The following is a 22863-nucleotide window of genomic DNA, read 5'->3' as shown; positions in this document are numbered from 1 at the left end:
CTATCAACTGTTAGCTTTTAGTTAAAGTTGTTCCAGAGATGCATTGTTCACCTTAAAAGCATTGCTTATGTTACGTTGGGCACTTATCTTTTTTATAGTAGCTATTATTGCTGCTGTTTTCGGATTCGGGGGAATTGCAGCAAGCGCCGCTGGTATCGCGAAAATATTGTTCTTTATTTTCCTGATATTATTTGCGATATCATTGCTGTCAGGCCTATTGCGAAAATAGCTTTTAACAAATGCAGCGAAGAACAAGTAATGTTGGTCTTCGCTGCATTTACTAAAAGCTACCAGCCAACTGCTAAAAGCTATTTAACGATACTGGTTTCCCAACCGTCATACTCCGCATTTACCTGCTGAGCCAGTTCCCAGAGACTCATTACCACACTGTCTATAATAGATTCGCTGGCTTTGTCTGAGCGGGAAATACAAAGTTTAAACGGGAATTCCGGGTTATCGGTTTTATCTTCTCTGGCTAGTGTAAAGCCATTTTCTTTAATATGTTCCCAATAAGCCACCTTGTCTTCTTCTGTTCTGAAGTGGATCCAGTGCTCAATTGGACGTTCTTTCTCGGAAACATCACCATGCTGTTGCAGCATGCGTAAAACTTTCCTGTTTTGTATACGCTGAAATTCATATACGTCAGGAAAGAGGTAATCGAAATACAATTCCCAGTTATTATCCTCTTTCACGCCATAGTCGTAGCGATAATCAGGGAAATTAATCATGGCATCTGCAATGAATTTATCATGCAGCAAAGTAGTGCCTGCATAGAAGTAAAAATCGCGTACACCATTGGAAAAAGTACGGCCAACAAAATGCGCATCCAGTTTAGTTTGTAACTGCTCTACCAAACTATCCTCAATTTCACCCATGATGGCAAATTCATCGTTTTGCGGAAATCCGTCTTCACGTGGATGGTTCAGATATACGGTTATATATATGGCATTCGGCTTTTCCTTTAATGGCGCAAATCGTCTCAGATCAAGGTCAAGGCCTATTACTGCTGGACTTTCTTCAATATGACACGTATAAATATCCCAGTCCGGTCGGTAATCCTTATGCATATAAAAAAAATTAAAATAACGCAACAGCGGGCTGTAAAGATACGTTGCTCTCCAATACAATGGAAACGATAAACTTGTATTGCCCTCTTTTTTATCCACAAAATTTAACGTATGCTTCATATTGGACGCCATACGATTACACCGGATATACACCTGGCTTAACACTAATTAACAGTTGGGTATTTTTTCCGCACTTCTCCGTAAACGGCCACCACCAACAATTCTGCTCAATTCTGTAGTTGAAACAGCGGACTGTAGAGGATTCCATTCAACCTTTTATCCAAAAAACAGGCATTTCCTCCTACATAAAAACTAATTTTACCCCGCTATAAATTGTTGGAAGCTATTATGAGAAAAATTGTATCGTTATTTACAGGCTGGCTATTGTTATGTTGTTTTACCGCTATGGCGCAACAACCCGGAGGAAAGGGCCCCTCGGCCAATACCGGAATCATTTATGGTAAACTGCTCGACGCACAAACCGGCAAACCTATTGAATACGCCTCCGTGGCATTGCTCCGCCCTGATTCGTCTGTGCAAACTGGTATGCTCTCCAAAACTAACGGAGACTTCAGCTTCGAAAATATCGCCCTCAGCAAATATATTCTCAAGATTAATTTCATTGGGTACGAAACGATCTATAAACCGGCTGTGATTTCTGCCAAAACAAGCGGCCTTGATGTGGGAAATATCAAGCTGAAAGCGAATGTTAAATCACTCGCAGCCGTGAATGTGGTGGGCGAAAAACCCGCCTTCACTATGGCCATCGATAAAAGAGTATTTAATGTAGATAAGAATTTGTCGAGCATTGGTGGAACCGCTACAGACGTATTAAAACAGGTACCGTCTGTCAATGTTGACATCGACGGAAATGTAACCGTTCGTAACGGTACCCCTACCATTTTCATTGATGGACGCCCGTCTACACTCACCCTCGACCAGATCCCCGCAGACGCCATCCAGAATATTGAAGTAGTCACCAACCCCTCCGCCAAATATGATGCGGAAGGCATGAGCGGTATTTTAAACATTGTACTTAAAAAGAATAAAAAAGCCGGTATTAACGGATCCATTAACGCGGGCGCTACCTCTCTCGGCAGCACCAACGGTGGCGTTGATTTCAACCTCCGCCAGGAGAAGTTTAATTTCTTCATTAACTACAATGTCCGCAATCGTAAATCACCCATGACCAGCCGCCTGTTCAGAAAAAATATAGGCTCCGATACCACTACCTATACTGAACAACTGGAAGACGGTGACTTCTACCGTAAATTCCAAACAGGCCGTATCGGATTCGACTGGTTCATCGACAACCGCAATACCATTACCATTTCCGAGAATATTACCGGAGGTAATTTTAATAAATACAATGAACAAACCGTTAATGAACTGGATGTAAAGCGCCAGAAAGTTCGCTATGCCACCGGCATCGACAATACCCTGAACGGTTTCCGTAACTATACTACACAATTGGGATACAAGCATACGTTTGCAAAAGAAGGAGAAGAACTGACTGCCGATTTTACCTATAACCATGCTACCGGCGACAACAGTTCCGGATTTTCTCTCCAGTACTACGACCTGGCAGGCAAACCAATTTATGATCCTAAAAAGCCGCAATTACGTAATGGCAGCGGAGCAGGAACCACTACCTATCTTACCGCACAAATAGATTACGTAAAACCGCTGACCGAGAAGTCTAAAATTGAAATGGGATTGCGCAGCAACACCCGCCAGTTCGATAACTTCACCAATACGTACGGACAGAACTATCCTGCCGGCGACTTCACCCTGGATTCTGCCCTCTCTAATAACTATCATTACCAGGAACAGATCAATGCCGGCTATGTAAGCTATACCGGCGCCAAAGATAACTTCGGCTACCAGGTAGGCTTGCGTGCAGAACAATCTAACTATAACGGAGAAACCAGGCTGGGAGAGAAATCTTCTTATAAAATCAGCTACCCGGTCAGCTTCTTCCCCAGCATATTCCTCTCGCAGAAGTTTAAAGGAGATCATGAATTGCAACTGAACTACAGCCGCCGCATACGCCGCCCGTGGTTCCGGGACCTGTTGCCTACGATCGACTACAGCGGACAAAGCGCCAGTACCGGTAACCCGGATCTGAAACCCGAGTTTACCAATTCTTTTGAGTTGTCGTACCTGAAAGACTTTGCCCATAAACACAACCTGCTGGTTTCTTTATACTATCGTAATACTACCAACGCGATTACCGATTTTTATATAGACACCACACTGCAACTGAACGGGCAGGCACAGCATGTATTGCTCTCCTATCCTATCAATGCCAGCACCCGGAATTCCTATGGTGCCGAATTTACATTGAGAAGTCAGCTCACAAAAATCTGGGACCTGACCACGAACATCAACCTGGCGCAAACCAAAATTGACGCCACCAGCAATGGCAGCAATTTATCTAACCAGGGACTTACCTGGTTTGGTAAATTAAACAGTAATACCAAACTGCCATGGAATCTCACGTTCCAGGTAAGTGCAGAATATGAATCCAAACAAATTTTACCACAGGGAGAAAGAGAACCAAAATGGTCCATGGATGCGGCGATCAAGAAAGACATGCTGAAAAATAAGGCCTTGTCTATTTCCCTTGGCATTAACGATATTTTTAATACAGACCGCAACCTCTCTTATACCACCACGTCTTTTTCAGAGCAGGAGAACTACCGCAAACGTCTCTCTCGTGAACTGAGACTGAACGCTACCTGGCGTTTTGGTAAAATGGACATGAACCTGTTTAAACGGAAAAACAACAAGTCCAAAGAGAACGGCAATGATATGGGTGGAGGTGATAATTATTAATTCGTAATTTGTAGTTCGTAAACAACAACTATGGATTCAATTTATCACACCATTACCCTCCGTTTCCTGGCCGAGCCCTCTGATGTAAATTTTGGCGGAAAAGTACATGGAGGCTCGGTTATGAAATGGATTGACCAGGCTGGCTATACCTGTGCTGCCAACTGGAGCGGACAATATGCAGTAACCGTTTATGTGGGAGGCATCCGCTTTTTCAAACCTATCGCTATCGGCGACCTGGTAGAAATAAACGCCAGCATTATTTATACCGGCAATACCAGCATGCACATTTCCATTGATGTATTTGCGGGTAATCCACGGCAACAACAGAAAACCAAAACTACCCACTGTGTGATGGTTTTCGCCGCAGTAGACGATACCGGCAAAACCGTATCTGTACCCAAATGGACTCCCCACACCGCCAATGAAATCCAGATGGAAGGTTATGCAAAGAAACTGATGGATTTACGGAAAGATATTGACGAGGAGATGAAGCCGTATATGTAAGCGAATTTTGTCTGCAGGCAGGATTAAACTGATTATTCTGATTTTACCGATATTATTTTTTTGACTTTACAAGATTTAAAAAGATGAGGGGAGATATAAGCGATAAGCTTATGTCTCCCCTCATCTTTTTAAATCAAAAAATAAAAATCAGAATAATCAGTTTAATCCTGCCTGCAGACAAAATTCGCTTAGCTGCTAAACTGCATATCGCTCAAACTTCTGTACAATCCATCCAATCCTATCAGTTCACTGTGCGTACCTTCTTCTACAATTTGTCCTTTATCCAGTACAATTATTTTATCGGCTTCGCGAATGGTGGCCAGTCGGTGTGCAATCACAATGGAGGTACGTCCTTCCATCAATTTATCCAGCGCGTCCTGTACCAGTCGCTCGGATTCGGAATCCAGTGCGGACGTAGCTTCGTCCAGGATAAGGATACGTGGATTTTTCAACACGGCCCTGGCAATCGCAATCCGTTGCCGTTGCCCACCGGAGAGTTGTATACCGCGCTCACCTACAATGGTGTCCAGCCCTAACGGGAACCGCTGTATGAATTCCCAGGCATTGGCTTGCCTGGCAGCGGCTTCCATTTCAGCTACAGAGGCGCCGGGCTTACCATAGGCAATATTTTCCCCAATGGTGCCACCAAAAAGGAACACGTCCTGTGGTACCACCGCCATTTGAGAACGGAGTTCCGATAATGGGAAGGAATGGCTTTCTTTTCCATCAAACAGGATGCTGCCGCTTACCGGATCGTACAGGCGTAACAGTAAGGACACAATAGTGCTTTTGCCGGCGCCGCTGGGTCCCACCAACGCTACTTTCTGATCCGCGTATACATCAAAGGATATGTTGTTCATGATGGTAAGATCCGGGCGGGATGGATAATGGAAAGAGATATTACGGAAACTGATTTGCCCATCCAGCTGGTTTTCCGGCGCTATTTCAGTAACGGGTGATATAGCTTCCTCCGGTTCATCCAGGATTTCCAGCAGGTGTTCCGTAGCTCCGATACTTTTTTGCAAATTGGTATATACTTCTGCCAGGCCTGCAATAGAGCCGCCTATAAACAGGGAATACAACACAAAGGATAGCAGCGACGAGGTAGGCATGCCCATGGCAACGCCTCTCCAGATAACGGCTACGAGGGCGCCGAAAATCCCCATGATAATGAACGATGAAAAAGCACCACGATACTTGCCGCTTTTCATTCCTATGCGGGCAGCTTCGTTGGTACGTTGCCGGTAACGTGCAATTTCAAAAAATTCGTTTGCAAACGCTTTCACGTTGAGAATCCCCTGCAGGGTTTCTTCTACTACCGTATTGGAGGCTGCTACCTGCTCCTGCACCTGTTTAGAAAAGCGACGGATAAATTTTCCAAAGAATACAGCTGCCACCATCATCACCGGCAAAATGGCCAGCATAAAAGCGGTAAGCTTGGGAGAAGTAATAAGCAGTATGACTACGCCCCCAATAATGATAATCATTTGCCGGATAAATTCAGCCAGCGTGGTTGTAAACGTTTCCTGCAACAGGGAAATGTCTGAAGATATACGGCTGCTTAATTCACCTACCCTTCTTTCGAGAAAAAATTTCATCGGCAGGCGGATCAGGTGACTATAAATAGTTTGGCGGAGGGCCGCCAATGTCTTTTCTGTTACATTAACAAATAATATAATTCGAAAAAAGGAGAAGATGGCTTGGCCTACCAGCACGGCCAGCAGCATGATACCTGCTTTATTGAACCCCTTTACCAGGTTTACATTGCTGCCGGGATCTACCAGGTTACCTAACAACTTGGGAAAAGCAAGTCCGGCCAAACTGGAAATCAGGAGAAACAATAAGCCTAGTGCAAATTCTGGCCAGTAAGGTTTTACATAACGGAACAGGCGGAATGTTTTTTTCAGGGATGCCAGTTTAATGGGTTTCTTGGGTGATGAGGCTCCCAGCTCGTTTTCATGTTGCATTTTTCGGATATAGCTTGATTATATAGAGGTAGACGAACAAGCATCAAATATATTGAAAAAAGCGGGATAAAATTTTATAACGCCTCCGGCTTTGACCAGCAGTACAAAATCCGGAGGCGTTGTGCCACGTATTTAACGCCGTGGTCTGTTTTTAGAGGAATCACCTGCACCTGTGCCATACCGGGAAGAATCTTCGCCGGGATTAATAGCACCTGGCGGCATTTGAGCAGCCGGAGCGGTGTCGGGTGTTAAAGGGGCAGCGGAGGTATCCATCGTATTAACGGTAGAATCTGAAGCCGGTTGTTTCCCGTTGCCACATGCTGTCAGTAATAAAATACCTACTCCGGCCAGCATGAACATGTTTGTGATTTTTTGCATAATACCATTGTTTAAGGGTGAAGTAATCAGGTTAGCGTAGTTAACAAAGCTCACTCCTTAAACATTATCAATTACAAACGCGCCATCAATTACAAACGCGCCGTATCGGGTTTGGTTTTCGTGGTATCTACCGGGATCACACTGGTACTGTCTACCTTAGGTATGGCCACGGCAGCAGAATCAGCTTCCCGACTTGCTTCTTTTGAACCGCTGCAGGAAAAGAGAAATATACTGAGTATCCCAGCGATACATAACACGATACAGGTTTTATAAAAAAAGGGTTCCATTAAAAAACAAATTATGGTTACTAAACGTCGACTTTACAATTTTTCGTACAAACGCTTTAAATGTTTGTTACTTTTTTGTTACTGGAAAGAATTGTGCCAACCCTTACATTTGTAACAATATATTTTCACCTCATGAAACATGTTTTGCAAATCATAGAAGAAGATCAATTGCTGAAAGTGTTGATAGCATTGGTGATGGGGGCATTACTGGGATTGGAACGAGAATATAAACGAAAGGCGGCAGGTATGCGTACCATGACGCTGATATGTATGAGCAGCGCGGTATTCACTATCCTCTCTGCGGAACTGGGTTTCCCTAACTCCGCTGATCGTGTGGCCTCCAACATCCTTACCGGTGTGGGTTTCATTGGAGCTGGTGTAATTTTCAAAGGAGACTACACCATAGACGGTATTACCACGGCTGCTGCAATCTGGATTGCAGCAGCCATCGGCATGGCAGTAGGTATGAGCCAGTACTGGCTGGCAGCCGCTGCACTGGCTGGTTCGTTAATAGTGTTGTTCTTCCTGGAGTTTGTAGAGAGAAGTATTGCCACTATAAATGATAAACGATTGTATACTTTATATTTTTATGAAGAGAAATTTCCACACACCGATGTTGAAAATATCCTACAAAGTTTTCAGCTGAAGTACCGGAAACTGCTGGTGGTGAGAAAGGAAAATATGATAGAGGTAAATTACGCGGTGCGGGGCCATCGCAGCAAAATGGAACTACTGGACGACTTTTTGTTACACAACAAAAGCATCTTCCAGTACCAGGTGCAGTCGAACCCATTGTAAAGATCTTTTAATGAAGTAACATGTCATCATATGCAGATCTGCCTTTACACTACGGTCAGGTACCACCCTGGCTGGCGAGGCGCATGAGCCTTTTAGGCGGCGCCATTGTAGAGGCTATTGTAACCGATTATGGAAAAGGAGAAGTGATAAAGCGGCTGAGTGATCCCTGTTGGTTTCAGGCATTGGGCTGTGTATTGGGAATGGACTGGCATTCCTCCGGGATCACCACCAGCGTCATGGGTGCACTCAAGAAAGCCGTCAATCCCCGTTCTTCTGAACTGGGTATTTATATCTGCGGAGGCAAAGGCCGCCATAGCAAACAAACCCCGGCAGAACTGATAGCCATCGCTCATAAAACCGGGCTTCCCGGCGATCAACTGGTATACAGCAGCAAGCTCACGGCAAAGGTGGATAACACTGCCATTCAGGACGGTTTCCAGCTTTACCTGCATTCTTTTATTCTTTCCGATGAAGGCGAATGGACGGTAGTACAACAGGGCATGAACGACGCCAGCAGCATGGCCAGGCGCTATCACTGGCATTCTGCATCGTTTAGCTCCTTTACCGCAGCTCCACACACTTTTATATACGGACGTAACCAGGGGCAAATCCTGAACCTCACGGATCTGCACGCCGATACCACTAAAGCCGGTATTCTACAGCTCACCACTGAGAAGCCCGCACACCTGTTGCCGGAGATTAAACACCTCATTCTGCCCTCCCATCATGAAGTGAGAGCAGAAAATGTAAACCTGAAAAGACTGGGCAGCGTACTCGCATTGGCGCACGACACACATCCGGCCAACTTTGAAGCCCTGCTGATGTTGGAAGGCGTGGGGCCGCGAACGTTACAGTCACTCACCCTCGTGAGTGAAGTCATTCACGGTACCCCGTCACGCTTTGAAGACCCGGCCCGGTTTTCGTTTGCCCATGGAGGTAAGGATGGTCATCCTTTTCCGGTGCCCACCCGCATTTATGATGAAACCATCCAAACACTCAAAGAAGCCCTGCACAAGGCGAAAGTGGGTGAGTCAGAAAAAAAAGATGCTATCCGTAAATTATCTGAACTCTCCCGGCAAATAGAAGCAGACTTTGAACCGAATACCAATTTTGATAAAGTCATAGAACAGGAACGTCAAAACTCCTGGCAATACGGCGGCAGAACTGTTTTTGGAAAAGCCGTAAAACCAGCGGCGCCTAAAAGCGGGGATCAGCTGACGCTTTTCTAAGTAGCAATAAAATATCGGTATCCATGATTAACTATGATGAGCTCACCATACCGGAAGCCACGCGCATTCAACGGGACCTGCAAAACGAGATACAGATAATTCCCCACAAAGATCCCGTAAACTATATTGCCGGCGCGGATATTTCTTTCAATAAATTCAGCACTACCGTATATGCCGGCATTGTGTTGTTGCAATTTCCTTCTCTCCTGCCGGTGGGTTATAGCCTGGTAAAAAAAGAAGTACTGTTTCCTTATGTTCCCGGCTTCCTGGCCTTCCGCGAAGTACCTGCCCTACTGGATGCCTGGGAGCAATTACCCATCAAACCAGATATCCTGGTGGTTGACGGCCATGGTATTGCCCATCCCCGTCGCATGGGTATTGCCTCGCATTTCGGTGTGTTAACTAACCAGCCAACTATTGGCAGCGCCAAGAAAAAATTGTTTGGAAACTATGAAGAACCAGCACCTGAAAAAGGCAGCCACACGCCGCTTACAGATAAACAGGGACAGGTACTGGGAAATGTACTGCGGAGCAAAACTAAAGTCAAGCCCATTTTCGTATCTCCCGGACACCTCACGGATGTTCCCGGGAGCCTCCATATCATTGAACAATGTGTGAAGGCCTACCGGTTGCCGGAACCAACACGGCTGGCGCATAACGCGGTCAACCAGTTTCGCCTGGGAGAAATACCTGTCGGATGGAGTGAACTATAATCGGTTAGGCACATGACTGCGCCTAACTGGTCTGTTAAAATTGTATCCAGGCAACCTGGGCGGTTTTCTCCGTTCCTTTGCGGGAAATGAGTACCGTAGCATAACTACCTGTTTGTGCCTTATAATCTGCTGCCCCCATCATACAGGCATATCCCTTGGTTACTTCCGGCATTCCGAACAAATACAACCGCTCCATTTTCCCATTGAAAAAGCGATAGCATACAAAGTTGGCATCTGCTGCAAATTTCAGTGGTTTACGCACCCGGTCTGCCCCCCCGGTATCCAGATATTGCAGGTAATCATTGAATAACACGAAAGAAGCGGACGAGCGGGGAATATAGTCATACGAGAGCCAGGTATTGGTATTCAGCGCCGCTATTTTGTTACGGAATATCCATTCACTCTTAGCACGACGCTGCAATTGAAAAGGCTCGCAAACACCGGTAATGACCTGGTATTTGGAAACAGCCAGGGTGGTGTTTTCCCGGCCTGCGGTATCCAGCTGAACAACGCCTATATCTCCCAGGTTAGTATGCAGTTTATTGATTTGCGAATTACCCTGTTTGAAGAAAGAAAGATTTTCGAGGAGCAGTGTACTGCTGCCATCTTCGTTTAGGAGTAACCGTTGTGGTGTTCCTTTATACGGTTCTTTATAACCCAGGTTGATTTCTACGTTGCGGGCCAGCTCCGGAAAAGTCAGCTGCACATGTTTCTTTAGCTTGCCGGTAGCGGCCTGGAAAGTATTCAGGATGATACCGCTGCCACCCTCCTTCTGTTTCGCCGGAATAAACAATAACATGCGCACCAACGCGGCATCGGGTACTGTTTGTATATAACCACCTACATTCCCCGCGCCAATACTGTAGTCCAGTACATGATGGGAAAAGGTAGCAGAATCAGGCGAGAGCATTGAAAACAGGACTTTAGGCGCTTCAATTCCATCTCCACGTTTTGCATTGAAAGCCACTGTTCCCAGGTATACATGTTCCCTGCCGGCTACAGCCATATTAATATAACTGAAATAGCTATACGAAGTATCGGCTACATAGAGCCAACCCCGGTGAATCATCTGGTGATCAGGCGAGAAATGCAGCACCTGTATCCGTTCATGGATGCTGTCGTTTTTCTGAATGAATGCGCCGGAAAACAAGGCTACGGCGTAATAGTCGCTATTCGGGTCTTTCTCTACATAAATATCATGCGAGGCCAGGTTATCATCCACAAACACACTGCGATGCTCTACAGATGGTAATTCTCCCAGCTTATCTTCCCGCAGCAACCTGCCTGTTTTGGCATCCAGTACCAACCGGTATAATACCGGGTTAGACTTTACTAATTGCTGCAGGAAGATCACTGGTTGCCCGTTTATTTCGTAGATGCCGTCTATTTCGGTCGACTCCAGGTCGGTGCTGTTCCATTGCTGCGTATGCACCGTATCGGTCACCGTTAACTCATGCTGCGCATTATACGTGGATACCGACAATCCTCCTTTCTTAGAGAAATGCAGGTAAAGGGTGTTTCCATTCTTCAGCTGCATCAGTTTATCCCACCCATCTCCCGGCTCTTCAAATGCAGGTCCCAATGTAACCACCGGCACCTGGGCAAATGCAAAGGTGGAGAGCAACAGGGTGAGCAATAGCATAGGGCATCTTAAATAGTTCATTTTCTTATCAATTAATAATTTCAAATATATGAAATTATTTAAATTTTAAAGAGATGGAAGCCCAGGGTATTAATGGCCTTCGTGTTCCCCGCTATTTTTCGTCTTGGCCAGCAGGTCGTAGGCACCTGTTACTACCACTTCCGCATCCGGCGCATCGGCAGGTAACGTTACCTCTGTGTATCCCTGTTCGCTGTTACCTTTCTGTACTTCCTGCATTTTGAAATGGAAAGTACTATCCGTACCCGGCTGTTTAAGAAATACATAGGCCTTATTCTCAAAAGTCACGATGGCGGCATCCGGCAGCGCTTTTACATTCCCACCACCCGTTTCAATCAACGCCTGTAAATAGGTACCAGGTAACAGTTGTGTATCTTCCGTTTCCAGGTGGCAATGCACTCTCACGGTTCTTTCTGTACTGATTTCGCGTCCAATCAGGTGGATGGTGGCCTCCCGCTGCGTTGTTTCATTCGCCAGCGTAAAACGAACCAGTTGTCCCAATTTAAGCTTGGGAATATCCTTCTCAAATACCGTTAACTCTGCATGCAAATGTTCGGTATTGACAATGCGAAACAGGATATCTGCCGGCGTTACAAACTGGCCCAGGTTCACATTTACCTGCGTTACATAGCCACTGATGGGCGTAACAACATTTACCGTCCGTTGAATGTTTCCTTTTTCGAGTGCCGGCATATTCACGTTCAGTACCGCCAGCTTTTGTCTCAGTCCATTTTCCTTGGCCTGCAGGGTTTGCCAGGTAGCCTTCGCCTGTTGAAAAGTCTTCAGCGCGTTTACGTTTTCCTTAGACAGTTCCTGCTGACGCTCATATTCCTTGCTCGCATATTCCAGCTGGCTCCTGGTTTCCAGGTAATCCTGCTGTAGTTGTATATAATCCAGGTTCTCCAATACGGCAATCACCTGGCCTTTCTTCACCCGCATGCCCTGCAGTAATTCCGTTTGTTTTACAAAGCCCCCCATTGGTACAGCAATACTCACCTGTTGCTGCGGCGGAACATCCAGCAGCCCATTCACTTTCAGCGCGCCGCTGATCTGGCGGTTTTCCGGTTTGCCGTAGGTAATACCTACGGTTTTAAATTGTTCGGCGGTCAGCTCTACTACCCCCGTTTCTTCTTCGTGATCGTGGGCGTCGGCAGCTTCCCCTGCTTTGGGTTTACTACCACAGGAAACTACTAACATAGCAGCAGCCAATGTAATTACCGGGAGGAGGATATATTTTTTTACTAATTGCATAATGGATCGTTTTAAATAAATTGAACACAGGCCCCTGAAGGCTTAATTCCCTGCGGCTTAAGGCTGTCCGGCAAGGAAAGCCATGTATAATTCCGCTTGTTTTACATCGTTTCGTGCCAGCAGATAACCTTGTTGCGCTGCCAGCCCATGTTCCAGGTTCAGGAAGTACTCGGCGTAGCCAATGTCGCCACTGCTGTATGATTTCTCAGATTGTTTCAACAGTAATTCCGCATTCGGCAAAGCGGTACGCTGATAAAATTCCAGGCTGTTGCGGTTCTTAATGAACTGCTGTACGGCCTGTTCATACTGCGATTGCAGTTGTGTGACATTATTTTCATAATGCAAACTAGCCGCCTGTTGCTGCTTTTCTTCGGCTCTTACTTTCGCCTTCATGGGCCCCATCCACAACGGTAATGCAAGTCCTACCTGGAAGCCCTGGAAGCGGTTGCTGTTTGTAGCCACCGGGGATCCGGTTGCGTTTAACGGGTTGCCAATAAACGACTGGTTAAAGTAGCCTACTGTAATATCCGGCAGTATCGCTGCTTTGAACACTTTCTGTTGCTTCTCCGCAATCGCGATTTCCTGCTTCAGGTACTGTAACTGTGGGTTGGCCGCCAACGCTGCTGAGTCGCTGCTCAACAGCAGATTGGCTTCCGGGATGGTACGCTCCGTAATCGTCAGTGGTGCGGTAGTACCCATCAGCGCCTGTAAGCGCGCCGTGTAGATCTTTGTATCCGCTTCATTTTGCCGCAGTGAATTACACACTTCATTCAAACGTCCTTCTGCTGCTATCTTTTCGAGCATCCTGCTCTCCCCTGTTCTGTAACGCAGATCAGCGGTACGTACGAAATTGGTAAACAGACTGTCCTGGTGAACAATCAACGCTTTTACTTCCTGCAGGTACAACAGCTGTACATATACCTGTTTTACCTGGTAGATCAACTCATTTTGAGTAGCGGCTTTTAACCACACGGCTTTATCTACCTGGGCATTATTGAGTTGGCGTTTTGCGCCAAACAAAGAAGGAAATGGAATCGTCTGCGACACCGTGTAGTTATTATCATTGGATACATAACTGTTGGTTTGCCCGTATTGCAGGCTTACTTCCGTTTTGGGTAATTCTCCACTGGTACTGACCAGCTTGCGGTAATAATCCACGGAAGCACCGGCTGATTTCAAACCTTTGTTTTGCTGCAACGCCTGCTGCACAGCTGTTTCCATGGTGAGCGGCGATGTTTGCGCCAACACCGAAAATGGAAGCAGTAAAAAGAGCAATATTCTGATCATCATAATTTTTGTTTTGAAAACCCTTTTTCAAAATAGAGGTATAAACAAGGTAATACCAGTAAGGTGAGTAAGGTGGAAGTAATCAATCCGCCAATCACTACGGTGGCCAGTGGACGCTGTACCTCTGCGCCCGCGCTGGTGGCCAGTGCCATTGGCAAAAATCCGAGAGAGGCCACAAAAGCCGTCATCAATACCGGCCGTAAGCGTGTAGCCGTTCCATTTAGTACAATGCTGTTCAGGTCCGTCAAACCTGATTGTTTTAACCGGTTAAACTCTCCTATCAGCACAATACCATTCAATACCGCCACGCCGAACAACGCGATGAAGCCTACACCCGCAGAGATGCTGAAAGGCAATCCTCTCAGGTAGAGCGCAAACACCCCGCCTATGGCCGACATAGGAATTGCTGTAAAAATGAGTAACGATTGTTTGACGGAATGGAAAGTGAAATACAACAAACCAAAAATCAGCAGCAACGCTACTGGCACGGCCACGGATAAACGCTGGTTAGCTTCTTTCAAATTTTCGAATTGTCCGCCATAGCGTATAAAGTAGCCTGTAGGCAGTTTTATTTCTTTCTCTATGGCTTTTTCTATATCGGCCACTACGCTGGTAATATCCCGGCCACGAACGTTAAAACCTACAATGGTTCTACGTTTGGCATCTTCGCGTTGTACCTGGTTAGGACCTGTAGTCATGGTAACGTCGGCCACCTCCGCCAAGGGTACCTGGTTGCCGGAAGGCGTGGTGATATAAAGGTTCTGCACGTCCGCCAATTGTTGACGACTCTGCTGTTCCAACCGGAGCACCAGTTCGAAACGTTTTTCGCCCTCATATACCAGTCCGGCGCTCTGGCCGGCAAATGCGGTATTGATAGCCTGGTTAATGGTGGCAATGTCCAGTCCGTAACGGGCTATTTTATCCCTGTTGGCGGTTACCACTATTTGTGGCAAGCCACCTGTTTGTTCTACGTAAAGGTCTTTGGCGCCGGGAGTACGATTTACAATGGCACCAATCTTTTCCGCCAGCCCCGCGAGGATGGGTAAGTCCTCCCCAAATATCTTAATCCCCACATCCTGCCGCACGCCGGAAATCAGCTCATTAAACCGAAGCTGGATAGGCTGGCTAAAGCCGAAGCTCACTCCTGGAATAGCTTCCAGGGCCTCCTGCATTTTATTGGCCAGTTCTTCCCGCGAGCGGGCGCTGGTCCATTCTTTTTTTGGCTTGAGTAAAATGGTCAGATCACAAGCCTCCATTGGCATTGGATCTGTTGGAATTTCTGCCGCCCCTATCTTACCAATCACCTCTTTTACTTCCGGAAACTGCTTCATTAATATGCCTGAAGCCAGGCTTACTTTATCAATGGTTTCTGACAAAGAACTGCCCGTGAGCAAACGGGTTTCCACGGCAAAATCGCCCTCTTCCAGGGTAGGGATAAATTCTCCTCCCATCTTACTAAATACAAATAATGCTATCACAAACAACCCGATGGCCGTACCCGTTACCAGTGCCTTTGCACGTAATGCACCCCGGATAACGGGTGTGTATATACGCTGGAAGAAATTCATCAGCCGGTCTGAAATCGTTACCTTATCCTTCAGGTTTTTGCTCAGGAATAAGGCTGACATCATTGGCACATACGTCAGGGATAAAATAAATGCTCCCAGGATGGCGAAAGAAACAGTTTGCGCCATCGGGCGGAACATCTTTCCTTCAATACCGGTCAACGCGAGGATAGGCAAGTATACAATGAGGATGATAATTTCACCGAAAGCGGCGGTGCTGCGTATTTTAGTGGCAGCATCGTATACCTCTGTATCCATTTCTGCCTGCGATAGTCGCAGCAATCCTTTGGTTTTATTTCTGCCCGCCAGGTGATGCAGCGTGGCTTCTACAATGATCACTGCCCCGTCTACAATCAGCCCGAAGTCAATTGCCCCAAGGCTCATCAGGTTGCCGGATACCCCAAACAGGTACATCATAGAAATCGCAAACAACATCGACAGCGGAATCACGGAGGCTACAATCAGCCCAGCACGGAGGTTACCAAGAAACAGTACCAGCACAAAAATCACTATCAACGCTCCTTCAATGAGGTTTTTCTGTACCGTGCCCACCGCTCTGCCTACAAACTCGCTCCGGTCCAGGAAAGGCTCCACCACCACACCTGGCGGCAGCGTTTTCTGTATCTGTGCAATGCGTGCTTTCACCGCCTTCACTACCTCATTGGAATTCTTTCCCTTCAGCATCATTACAATGCCTCCAACTGCTTCTCCGCTGGCATTACGGGTGAGTGCTCCGTAACGTACGGCATCGCCAACCTGTACCGCGGCCACATCTCTTACCAGTACCGGCAGGCCATTGGGAATATTTTTAATGACAATCTTTTCTATGTCCGCCAGTCCGCCAATCAACCCTTCGCTACGTATAAAATAGGCGTTCGGCTTTTTATCAATATATGCGCCGCCTGTGTTCTGGTTATTCCGCTCCAGTGCATTAAATACATCCGCAATACTGAGCTGGTAGCTACGCAGCTTATCGGGGTTCAGGGTTACCTGGTATTGTTTCAGCAAACCGCCGAAGCTATTTACTTCTGCCACACCGGGTGTTCCCAGCAATTGCCGCCGTACGTACCAATCTTGTATGGTACGCAGGTCCCGGGCATTGAATTTATCTTCATAGCCTTTCTGCGGGTGTAATACATATTGATATACTTCTCCCAGTCCGCTGGAAATCGGCGACATTTCCGGGGTACCTATCCCCGGCGGAATATTGCTTTTGGCTTCTCCCAGCTTTTCGTTGACTTGTTGCCTGGCCCAGTAAATATCTACATCGTCGTGAAATACGATGGTCACTACGGAAAGCCCAAACCTGGAGATAGAGCGTACTTCCGCCAGCTCAGGAATAACCGCCATCGTTTGTTCAATGGGAAAAGTAATCAGTCTTTCTACCTCCTGGGCTGCCAGGGAGGGTGATTGGGTGATAACCTGTACCTGGTTATTGGTGATATCCGGTACCGCATCTACGGGTAGTCGTAACAGTGAATAGGTACCGCAGGCTGCCAATATGAGCGTGAGGATACCAATCACTAATTTGTTTCTCACAGAGAAACGAATAATCTTATCCAGCATGATTGATTCAATGAGTAATAAAAATGATGTACCTGAACCATATCTGCATCTTATAGTGATGCGGATACGCTCATAGCAAAAACATTCCGTAAAACATGATTAAACCAGCTGGGGAGGCTGCCAGATATTGTCTGAGGAAGAAGGAAGTGGATTAACCCGCATAACAGGATAGTCGATGATGACCTGTTGTACGTTAAAATAAACGATCAGAGGAGTGCCCGGTGTAACCTGCACATTACAACAGCTGCAAACACATAAAGGAGAGCAAAAATCCGGTTGCGATGATTCGTGGTTATGGGAAGTACTCAGCAGTGCGGAAGGTACCGCAGAGCCGCTGCCAACGCTATTGTTGTCGGTGCAGGGTATGCACGACAGCAACAGTATATAACAGCTGAATATATAAAGTAACCACTTCATGTGTACAAATGTAAAAATTAAAAGGATAACCGTCCCGAAAAAAACTGCATCATAGTTGCGGCTGAGATGATTTTATATTACGATTTGTACTTAAATTAGCCGCATGAATTGCCTGATAGTAGATGATAATAAGCTGGCCCGTACGGCCATGAGGCAACTTGCCAGCCATGTCGAGCAGCTGCAGGTAGTGGGCGAATGCAGCAGTGCCATGGAGGCTTATAATCTTTTGCAGAAAGAAAAAGTAGACCTGTTGTTACTGGATATTGAGATGCCGGGCATGAGTGGACTGGAGCTGACCCGTAACCTGGGCAAGAAGCGGCCGGTGATCATTTTTACCACCGTAAAAACAGAGTACGCCGTAGAGGCTTTTGAATTGAATGTAGCCGACTACCTTATCAAGCCCGTACAACCCGCCCGCTTTATTCAGGCCATCGAAAAAGCAAGGGAAATCACCGACAGCACCAGCCGGGAAATACAGGTATCTGATACGGAGTTTGTTTTTATCCGCGATAATGGCGTGTTAAAGAGAATCCGTACAGAAGATATCCTGTTCCTGGAGGCAATGGGCGACTACGTAAAACTCAATACGCCGCAAAAATTTCATGCGATACATACCACGTTAAAAGCGCTGGAAGAAAAGCTGCCCGCAGGTAAGTTTATGCGGGTACACCGCTCTTATATTGTAGCGCTTGACAAAATCGAATCCATAGAAGATGGTACCATTCTTATTCAGAAGAATGCCATCCCTGTTGCGGACGCATACCGGGCAGCCCTGAATAATAAACTGAACCTGTTGTAGTTCAACGACACTTTCTCCTTTTTGACCGATAGCTGTAGCCTGTTGGGCCATAAGTTATTTAATCGGGGTAAGGTGGGTGTATCTTTAGGTCGTCAAACAATTGATCACTAATTAAAGTATACAACCATGAAAAAGTTTGGTATTATCATCGCTGCAGCTATGTTGTTTATGAGTGCATCATCTTTTGCCCAGACAACAACACCTAAAAAAGAAGTAAAAAAAGAAGCGTCTGCGAAAGCACCTGCTCATAAAAAACATCATCATCATCACCATGCGGCAAAACCTGCTGCTGCTCCGGCTGCACCAAAAGCAAAATAATCACAATTCGTTACTGAATTGTTTCAACATTTAGCCTCAGAGTAATTGTGCTCTGAGGCTAAATGTCTGAAGAACTAAGGAATAATTTCCTACTTTTAATGAACCGGCATTCCTATATCAGCGTTTATATGTACTAAACTGTCATGCAGCCAAAAAGAATCAAATATTACCTACTCGGCCTGTTCATTTCCGGAATGGTGTTATTTGTTGTGCTGCAGTTTAATTCATCCAATAACATCCGCAAGCTGATCAAAGGCAACGAGCAACTACTACAGGAACTCAATGTAAAAAATGAGTTGCAAAAGTTGCAAACCAACATGGCCAAAACCGACAGCAAAGTACGGGGGGCCGTTATTTCCCAGGATACCACACATATTACCGGCATCGAAGCAGAAATTGCGATCATTAAAGCCGACCTCAAAGAGATTAATAAAATCATCAAAAACGATAGTACAGAGAAACTCCTCACCCAACTCAATTACCTGGTGGATGAGAAGAACAACTTTAACCTGATGGTGTTGGATACCTTTTACAGCAATGGAAAATGGGCCGCTGAAAGGATGATCAACAACCAGAAAGGGAAACGACTCGGAGAAGCTATTACCAGCATTATCCGGCAACTGGATACCACCCGGCAAACAGAAGTAAACCGCACCACACACCTGATCGACAGCAGCGGTCAAAAAGCGCAAAGCTGGGGAACAGTACTCGTATTTTTTGCCTGCTTAACCAGCCTGTTGGCATTTCTATATATTACCAGCCGTATCCACCGGCAGGAACAACTCATCGAAGCCCTCGATGCCTCACAGCAGCAGGAAAAGAAACTAGCCGCTGTAAAAGACCAGTTCCTGGCAAATATGAGCCACGAAATCCGCACGCCTATGAACGCCGTGCTGGGTTTTACACATCTGCTGAAAGCCCAGCCACTCAACGATAAATCAAAAGAATACGTTGGCGCCATCGACAATGCCGGACAAAGCCTGCTCGAAATCATCAACGACATATTGGATATCTCCAAAATAGAATCTGGTATGATGCGCATAGAAGCTACCTCCTTCAGTTTGCGCAGCGTGTTACATGGTGTAAATACCATGTTCAAACCTAAAGCAGAAGAAAAACACTTACAATTGTCCGTTACCATTGATGAAGACGTACCGGACATTTTATATGGAGATGTCATGCGACTGACACAGGTGCTCATCAATCTCACCAGCAATGCGGTTAAATTCACGCATGAAGGGGAAGTCCGCATTCACGTAACGAAGATATGGGCAGAAGAGAATTCCGTTCGTATATTGTTTACCGTTAGTGATACCGGCATTGGTATAGACGCGTCCAAACTGCATAGTATTTTTGATCGCTTTAACCAGGCAGAAGCCTCTACCACCCGTAAATTTGGCGGTACCGGCTTGGGACTCACCATTGTAAAACAACTCATAGAATTACAGAACGGCTTCATTTCAGTAGAAAGCAAATCCGGCGAAGGGGCTACTTTCAAAGTAGAATTACCGTATACTTTGGGAGAATCCCTTTCAGAAGAAGTGAATGGCTACTTTACAGATAACGATCAACTGCCACTCCATCCGGATGTACGTTTGCTGGTGGCGGAAGATAATAAAATGAACCAGAACCTGCTGCGCCATTTGCTCAGCAGCTGGCAGTTGCAGTTTAAGATTGTAAATAACGGTAAAGAAGTATTACAGGCCCTGGAAAAGCAGCATTACGACCTCGTGCTCATGGATATTCAAATGCCTGAAATGGACGGTTATTCTGCCGTACAGGCCATCCGCAACGAACTGCATTCTACCATCCCTGTCATTGCTATGACCGCCCACGCCATGACAGGAGAAAGAGAAAAGTGCCTGCACATGGGGATGAATGAATATATTTCCAAACCAATTATAGAAGACGAATTATACCGGATGATCCAGGTGTACATTGGCAAATTACCACCCCGGGAACTGCCGGTACATCCGCATGAAAATGGTAGCGCCCAACAGCTGCTGAATATGCACTACCTCCACGATCTTTCCAATGGTAATCTGAATTTTGAAAAAACGATGCTGGAGCAATTTATTGCACAGCTGCCGGAAGAACTGTCTCTCCTTAAAAAAGCAGTAGTAGCAGAAGACATTCCTGCGATTCGGGCCAATGCCCATAATTTAAAAACTACGGTGTCCTTTATAGGACTGGAAACGCACCTCTATCCTATCCTGGAACCGCTGGAAAAACTACAGGAAAACAACTACCATCCCCAGGTAGTAGCCGGGCAATTTAATACCCTGAAACAGCTGTGTATACAGGCCGTACAGGAGGCTATCAATATTCTGCTCTAGCTTCCGTTTACATATTACCGTACATTTTTCCCTGTTCAACGACAGTAATTCCTTATTCACCGAAACCTGTCATTAACACCTCCCTGGCTGATGTATTTTTACAACAGAAATTATAACAATAACATTCATCATCTAATCATTTAAAAAGACAATTATCATGAAAAAAAGCCTGATCGCCGCTGTACTGGTAATGAGCATTTCTGCTGCATCTTTCGCACAAGCACCAGCTGCTAAACCTGCAAAGAAAGAAAAAGCTAAAACCGAAGCTAAAGCTGAAGCAAAACCTGCTGCTGATACTACTAAGAAAGCTGCTAAACCTGCTGCTAAGAAAGCTGAAGCTAAGCCAGCTGCTAAAAAAGCATAATTTAGGCCATACAGCGTTTGAGTTATTTGTCCCGTCTGCCTCAGGTAGACGGGATTTTTTTTAGCTAAAAGCGTAAAGCAGAAAGCAAAAAGCCATTGTAGCGAATAATGAAGACCTGGGATTAAAATATCCGCTCTGATCATTCGCTACAATGGCTTTTTGCTTTCTGCTTTACGCTTTTAGCTAAAAAAAAGAGTCCACCTTACGGCAGACTCTTTTCCAATAATATGTATAGTCAGTGCGATTATTTCAAACCGTCCAGTTTCTTTTTCACTTCTTCTACTTTAGCAGTGTTGTTTTTGATCGCATAGATCTTCTGTAAAGCGTACAGGCAGCTTTCGTAGGTTTGCTTGTCGCTTTGCTCCAGGCTGGCACCTTTTGAAGTAAAACCAGCATCTGCTTTCTCAAAGAAAGGTAATGCCTGGTTCATCAGACCTTCTACTTTACCTTGTAATTCTTTAGCTTTAGGAGAAGACTGTTGTTTGCTATCCAATGCGTTCAGTTCTTTGTTGAACACAACAGCGCGGTTGAAGTACAGTGCACCCAGCTGGAAGTTAGCAGTTGCATCAGCAGGGTTCATTTCGATTGCTTTCTTATAAGCACCTTCTGCTTTACCGATCAGTTCTTCGTAGTTAGCTGGTTTAGGCGCGTCGTTACCTTTCTCGTCACGCGGGTTAGCCAGGTTATCTACACGGATGGCGTAGTCCAGCACAGCTGCTTCGTCAGTTGGATTATCGGCAATTTTCTTTTCCAGCATGCTGAGTAATTCGTTAGTCTTACCAGTTTTGCTGTAGAAGGCCATTTCCATATCGTTAAAACGCTTATCCTTAGGGAATACAGTTTTAGCCTGTTCGATGGTTTTCAGCCAGTTTGCCTGATCACCTTTTTCTTCGTAGAGCTGACCCAGGATCACGTAGAGTGCAGGTTCACCTTTGAATTGCAGGTCTGCTGCTTTTTTCAGGTAAGTGAAAGCATCATCTTTTTTACCTGCCTGGTTAGCGGCATAACCTACGTAAAAAGTGAGGGCAGTATCGGTAGGAATAGAACCACCTAAGTTTTTGCTGTTGTAAAAATCAGCTACTTCGAAGGCGTTTTTGAAGTTGATGAGAGAGGAATCCCATTTCTGTTCATTCAGGTTAGCGTAACCGGCGTTAGCGATGGTAGCATATACGTTGAACAGCGGCTGGTTCATTTCCAGGATCGCCTCTTTCATTTTAGGATCTATTTCCAAAGCTTTTTTGAAAGCGGAAAAAGCTTCACTTGCCAGTGCAGCGCTTTTTTGCTTGGTACCCATTGCCTCGAGGATCTTACCGTCTACCAACCAGGTTTTAGCGTCATTTTTGGTCTTATCATTCTGTAATGCTGCGTCAATATCCGCTTTGGCTTTTTCCAGATCTTGCTTCTTCAGGTTCTCATCCGCACTGCTAACTTTTGCCCGTTGCGCCATCACCGATACACCGGCCGTGCAAAAGAGAAGAGATACCAATAATTTTTTCATGCTTTTGTTTTTTTAGTTGCT

Annotated in this window: 20 protein-coding genes; 10 read left to right on the top strand and 10 right to left on the bottom strand. The window is 45.8% G+C overall.

The features are described 5' to 3' along the window. The first annotated feature begins 67 nt into the window (after nt 1-67). Complete coding sequence (locus AC5ZC7_RS12700; protein ID WP_496161679.1) at nt 68-229, top strand: DUF1328 family protein; 162 nt, start codon at nt 68-70, stop codon at nt 227-229. A 79-nt stretch (nt 230-308) separates the two neighbouring features. On the opposite strand, the gene AC5ZC7_RS12695 is transcribed toward AC5ZC7_RS12700, so the two are convergent. Next, the gene (locus AC5ZC7_RS12695; protein ID WP_496161678.1) at nt 309-1067 is read right to left on the bottom strand and encodes a DUF695 domain-containing protein; all 759 of its coding nucleotides are present in this window, start codon (nt 1065-1067) and stop codon (nt 309-311) included. A gap of 348 nt (nt 1068-1415) precedes the next feature. Here AC5ZC7_RS12695 and AC5ZC7_RS12690 point away from each other — a divergent pair, with 348 nt between their 5' ends. Next, nucleotides 1416-3905, top strand: coding sequence for a TonB-dependent receptor domain-containing protein (locus AC5ZC7_RS12690; protein ID WP_496161677.1), 2490 nt, complete (start codon nt 1416-1418; stop codon nt 3903-3905). A 30-nt stretch (nt 3906-3935) separates the two neighbouring features. Beyond that, on the top strand, nt 3936-4409 hold the full coding sequence (locus tag AC5ZC7_RS12685) for a hotdog domain-containing protein (protein WP_496161676.1): 474 nt from the start codon (nt 3936-3938) through the stop codon (nt 4407-4409). A 188-nt stretch (nt 4410-4597) separates the two neighbouring features. Here AC5ZC7_RS12685 and AC5ZC7_RS12680 read toward each other — a convergent pair whose 3' ends face one another. The 3 genes from AC5ZC7_RS12680 to AC5ZC7_RS12670 all read right to left on the bottom strand — a co-directional run bounded on the left by AC5ZC7_RS12680 (nt 4598) and on the right by AC5ZC7_RS12670 (nt 7011). Continuing rightward, nucleotides 4598-6376: an ABC transporter transmembrane domain-containing protein gene (locus tag AC5ZC7_RS12680; RefSeq protein WP_496161675.1), complete on the bottom strand. Its 1779-nt coding sequence runs from the start codon at nt 6374-6376 to the stop codon at nt 4598-4600. 132 nt (nt 6377-6508) lie between these two features. Continuing rightward, entirely contained in the window at nt 6509-6754 is a 246-nt protein-coding gene (locus AC5ZC7_RS12675) for a hypothetical protein (protein ID WP_496161674.1), read from the bottom strand. 89 nt (nt 6755-6843) lie between these two features. Then, the gene (locus AC5ZC7_RS12670) at nt 6844-7011 is read right to left on the bottom strand and encodes a hypothetical protein (RefSeq protein WP_496161673.1); all 168 of its coding nucleotides are present in this window, start codon (nt 7009-7011) and stop codon (nt 6844-6846) included. Nucleotides 7012-7173: 162 nt separating this feature from the next. Between AC5ZC7_RS12670 and AC5ZC7_RS12665 the strand changes: the two genes are divergently transcribed. The 3 genes from AC5ZC7_RS12665 to nfi are packed head-to-tail and all read left to right on the top strand — an operon-like array spanning nt 7174 to nt 9781. Continuing rightward, entirely contained in the window at nt 7174-7839 is a 666-nt protein-coding gene (locus tag AC5ZC7_RS12665) for an MgtC/SapB family protein (protein WP_496161672.1), read from the top strand. A 20-nt stretch (nt 7840-7859) separates the two neighbouring features. Beyond that, the gene (locus tag AC5ZC7_RS12660) at nt 7860-9068 is read left to right on the top strand and encodes a DUF763 domain-containing protein (RefSeq protein WP_496161671.1); all 1209 of its coding nucleotides are present in this window, start codon (nt 7860-7862) and stop codon (nt 9066-9068) included. Nucleotides 9069-9091: 23 nt separating this feature from the next. Continuing rightward, complete coding sequence (nfi, locus tag AC5ZC7_RS12655) at nt 9092-9781, top strand: deoxyribonuclease V (protein ID WP_496161670.1); 690 nt, start codon at nt 9092-9094, stop codon at nt 9779-9781. Between the two features lie 34 nt (nt 9782-9815). Here nfi and AC5ZC7_RS12650 read toward each other — a convergent pair whose 3' ends face one another. From AC5ZC7_RS12650 to AC5ZC7_RS12630, 5 genes are all read right to left on the bottom strand, one after another. Beyond that, the gene (locus AC5ZC7_RS12650; RefSeq protein ID WP_496161669.1) at nt 9816-11444 is read right to left on the bottom strand and encodes a hypothetical protein; all 1629 of its coding nucleotides are present in this window, start codon (nt 11442-11444) and stop codon (nt 9816-9818) included. A gap of 69 nt (nt 11445-11513) precedes the next feature. Then, nucleotides 11514-12692, bottom strand: coding sequence for an efflux RND transporter periplasmic adaptor subunit (locus AC5ZC7_RS12645; RefSeq protein ID WP_496161668.1), 1179 nt, complete (start codon nt 12690-12692; stop codon nt 11514-11516). Between the two features lie 57 nt (nt 12693-12749). Continuing rightward, on the bottom strand, nt 12750-13982 hold the full coding sequence (locus AC5ZC7_RS12640; RefSeq protein WP_496161667.1) for a TolC family protein: 1233 nt from the start codon (nt 13980-13982) through the stop codon (nt 12750-12752). Beyond that, nucleotides 13979-17083: a CusA/CzcA family heavy metal efflux RND transporter gene (locus tag AC5ZC7_RS12635; protein ID WP_496161666.1), complete on the bottom strand. Its 3105-nt coding sequence runs from the start codon at nt 17081-17083 to the stop codon at nt 13979-13981. Before AC5ZC7_RS12635 ends, AC5ZC7_RS12640 begins: the two co-directional genes overlap by 4 nt. A 126-nt stretch (nt 17084-17209) precedes the next feature. After that, nucleotides 17210-17527, bottom strand: coding sequence for a DUF6660 family protein (locus tag AC5ZC7_RS12630; protein ID WP_496161665.1), 318 nt, complete (start codon nt 17525-17527; stop codon nt 17210-17212). Between the two features lie 103 nt (nt 17528-17630). Between AC5ZC7_RS12630 and AC5ZC7_RS12625 the strand changes: the two genes are divergently transcribed. The 4 genes from AC5ZC7_RS12625 (at nt 17631) to AC5ZC7_RS12610 (ending at nt 21344) form a co-directional block, all read left to right on the top strand. After that, the gene (locus tag AC5ZC7_RS12625) at nt 17631-18326 is read left to right on the top strand and encodes a response regulator (RefSeq protein ID WP_496161664.1); all 696 of its coding nucleotides are present in this window, start codon (nt 17631-17633) and stop codon (nt 18324-18326) included. A gap of 126 nt (nt 18327-18452) precedes the next feature. Next, nucleotides 18453-18644 carry a hypothetical protein gene (locus AC5ZC7_RS12620; protein ID WP_496161663.1) on the top strand — a complete coding sequence of 64 codons (192 nt, stop codon included), beginning with the start codon at nt 18453-18455 and terminating at the stop codon, nt 18642-18644. Between the two features lie 143 nt (nt 18645-18787). Further along, nucleotides 18788-20980: an ATP-binding protein gene (locus tag AC5ZC7_RS12615; RefSeq protein WP_496161662.1), complete on the top strand. Its 2193-nt coding sequence runs from the start codon at nt 18788-18790 to the stop codon at nt 20978-20980. Nucleotides 20981-21137: 157 nt separating this feature from the next. Continuing rightward, entirely contained in the window at nt 21138-21344 is a 207-nt protein-coding gene (locus AC5ZC7_RS12610) for a hypothetical protein (protein WP_496161661.1), read from the top strand. Nucleotides 21345-21588: 244 nt separating this feature from the next. Here AC5ZC7_RS12610 and AC5ZC7_RS12605 read toward each other — a convergent pair whose 3' ends face one another. Continuing rightward, on the bottom strand, nt 21589-22842 hold the full coding sequence (locus AC5ZC7_RS12605; RefSeq protein ID WP_496161660.1) for a tetratricopeptide repeat protein: 1254 nt from the start codon (nt 22840-22842) through the stop codon (nt 21589-21591). Between the last annotated feature and the right edge of the window lie 21 nt (nt 22843-22863).

Source organism: Chitinophaga sp. 9-1-y, assembly GCF_059511905.2.
Note: the sequence above shows the minus strand (reverse complement) of the source record. Positions and strands in the feature narration are given on the sequence as shown.

Bases quoted from the DNA above. Each gene is read 5' to 3' on its own strand.
- AC5ZC7_RS12700 (WP_496161679.1), top strand. From the start codon at position 68: ATGTTACGTTGGGCACTTATCTTTTTTATAGTAGCTATTATTGCTGCT.
- AC5ZC7_RS12695 (WP_496161678.1), bottom strand. From the start codon at position 1,067: ATGCATAAGGATTACCGACCGGACTGGGATATTTATACGTGTCATATT.
- AC5ZC7_RS12690 (WP_496161677.1), top strand. From the start codon at position 1,416: ATGAGAAAAATTGTATCGTTATTTACAGGCTGGCTATTGTTATGTTGT.
- AC5ZC7_RS12685 (WP_496161676.1), top strand. From the start codon at position 3,936: ATGGATTCAATTTATCACACCATTACCCTCCGTTTCCTGGCCGAGCCC.
- AC5ZC7_RS12680 (WP_496161675.1), bottom strand. From the start codon at position 6,376: ATGCAACATGAAAACGAGCTGGGAGCCTCATCACCCAAGAAACCCATT.
- AC5ZC7_RS12675 (WP_496161674.1), bottom strand. From the start codon at position 6,754: ATGCAAAAAATCACAAACATGTTCATGCTGGCCGGAGTAGGTATTTTA.
- AC5ZC7_RS12665 (WP_496161672.1), top strand. From the start codon at position 7,174: ATGAAACATGTTTTGCAAATCATAGAAGAAGATCAATTGCTGAAAGTG.
- AC5ZC7_RS12660 (WP_496161671.1), top strand. From the start codon at position 7,860: ATGTCATCATATGCAGATCTGCCTTTACACTACGGTCAGGTACCACCC.
- nfi (WP_496161670.1), top strand. From the start codon at position 9,092: ATGATTAACTATGATGAGCTCACCATACCGGAAGCCACGCGCATTCAA.
- AC5ZC7_RS12650 (WP_496161669.1), bottom strand. From the start codon at position 11,444: ATGAACTATTTAAGATGCCCTATGCTATTGCTCACCCTGTTGCTCTCC.
- AC5ZC7_RS12645 (WP_496161668.1), bottom strand. From the start codon at position 12,692: ATGCAATTAGTAAAAAAATATATCCTCCTCCCGGTAATTACATTGGCT.
- AC5ZC7_RS12640 (WP_496161667.1), bottom strand. From the start codon at position 13,982: ATGATGATCAGAATATTGCTCTTTTTACTGCTTCCATTTTCGGTGTTG.
- AC5ZC7_RS12630 (WP_496161665.1), bottom strand. From the start codon at position 17,527: ATGAAGTGGTTACTTTATATATTCAGCTGTTATATACTGTTGCTGTCG.
- AC5ZC7_RS12625 (WP_496161664.1), top strand. From the start codon at position 17,631: ATGAATTGCCTGATAGTAGATGATAATAAGCTGGCCCGTACGGCCATG.
- AC5ZC7_RS12620 (WP_496161663.1), top strand. From the start codon at position 18,453: ATGAAAAAGTTTGGTATTATCATCGCTGCAGCTATGTTGTTTATGAGT.
- AC5ZC7_RS12615 (WP_496161662.1), top strand. From the start codon at position 18,788: ATGCAGCCAAAAAGAATCAAATATTACCTACTCGGCCTGTTCATTTCC.
- AC5ZC7_RS12610 (WP_496161661.1), top strand. From the start codon at position 21,138: ATGAAAAAAAGCCTGATCGCCGCTGTACTGGTAATGAGCATTTCTGCT.
- AC5ZC7_RS12605 (WP_496161660.1), bottom strand. From the start codon at position 22,842: ATGAAAAAATTATTGGTATCTCTTCTCTTTTGCACGGCCGGTGTATCG.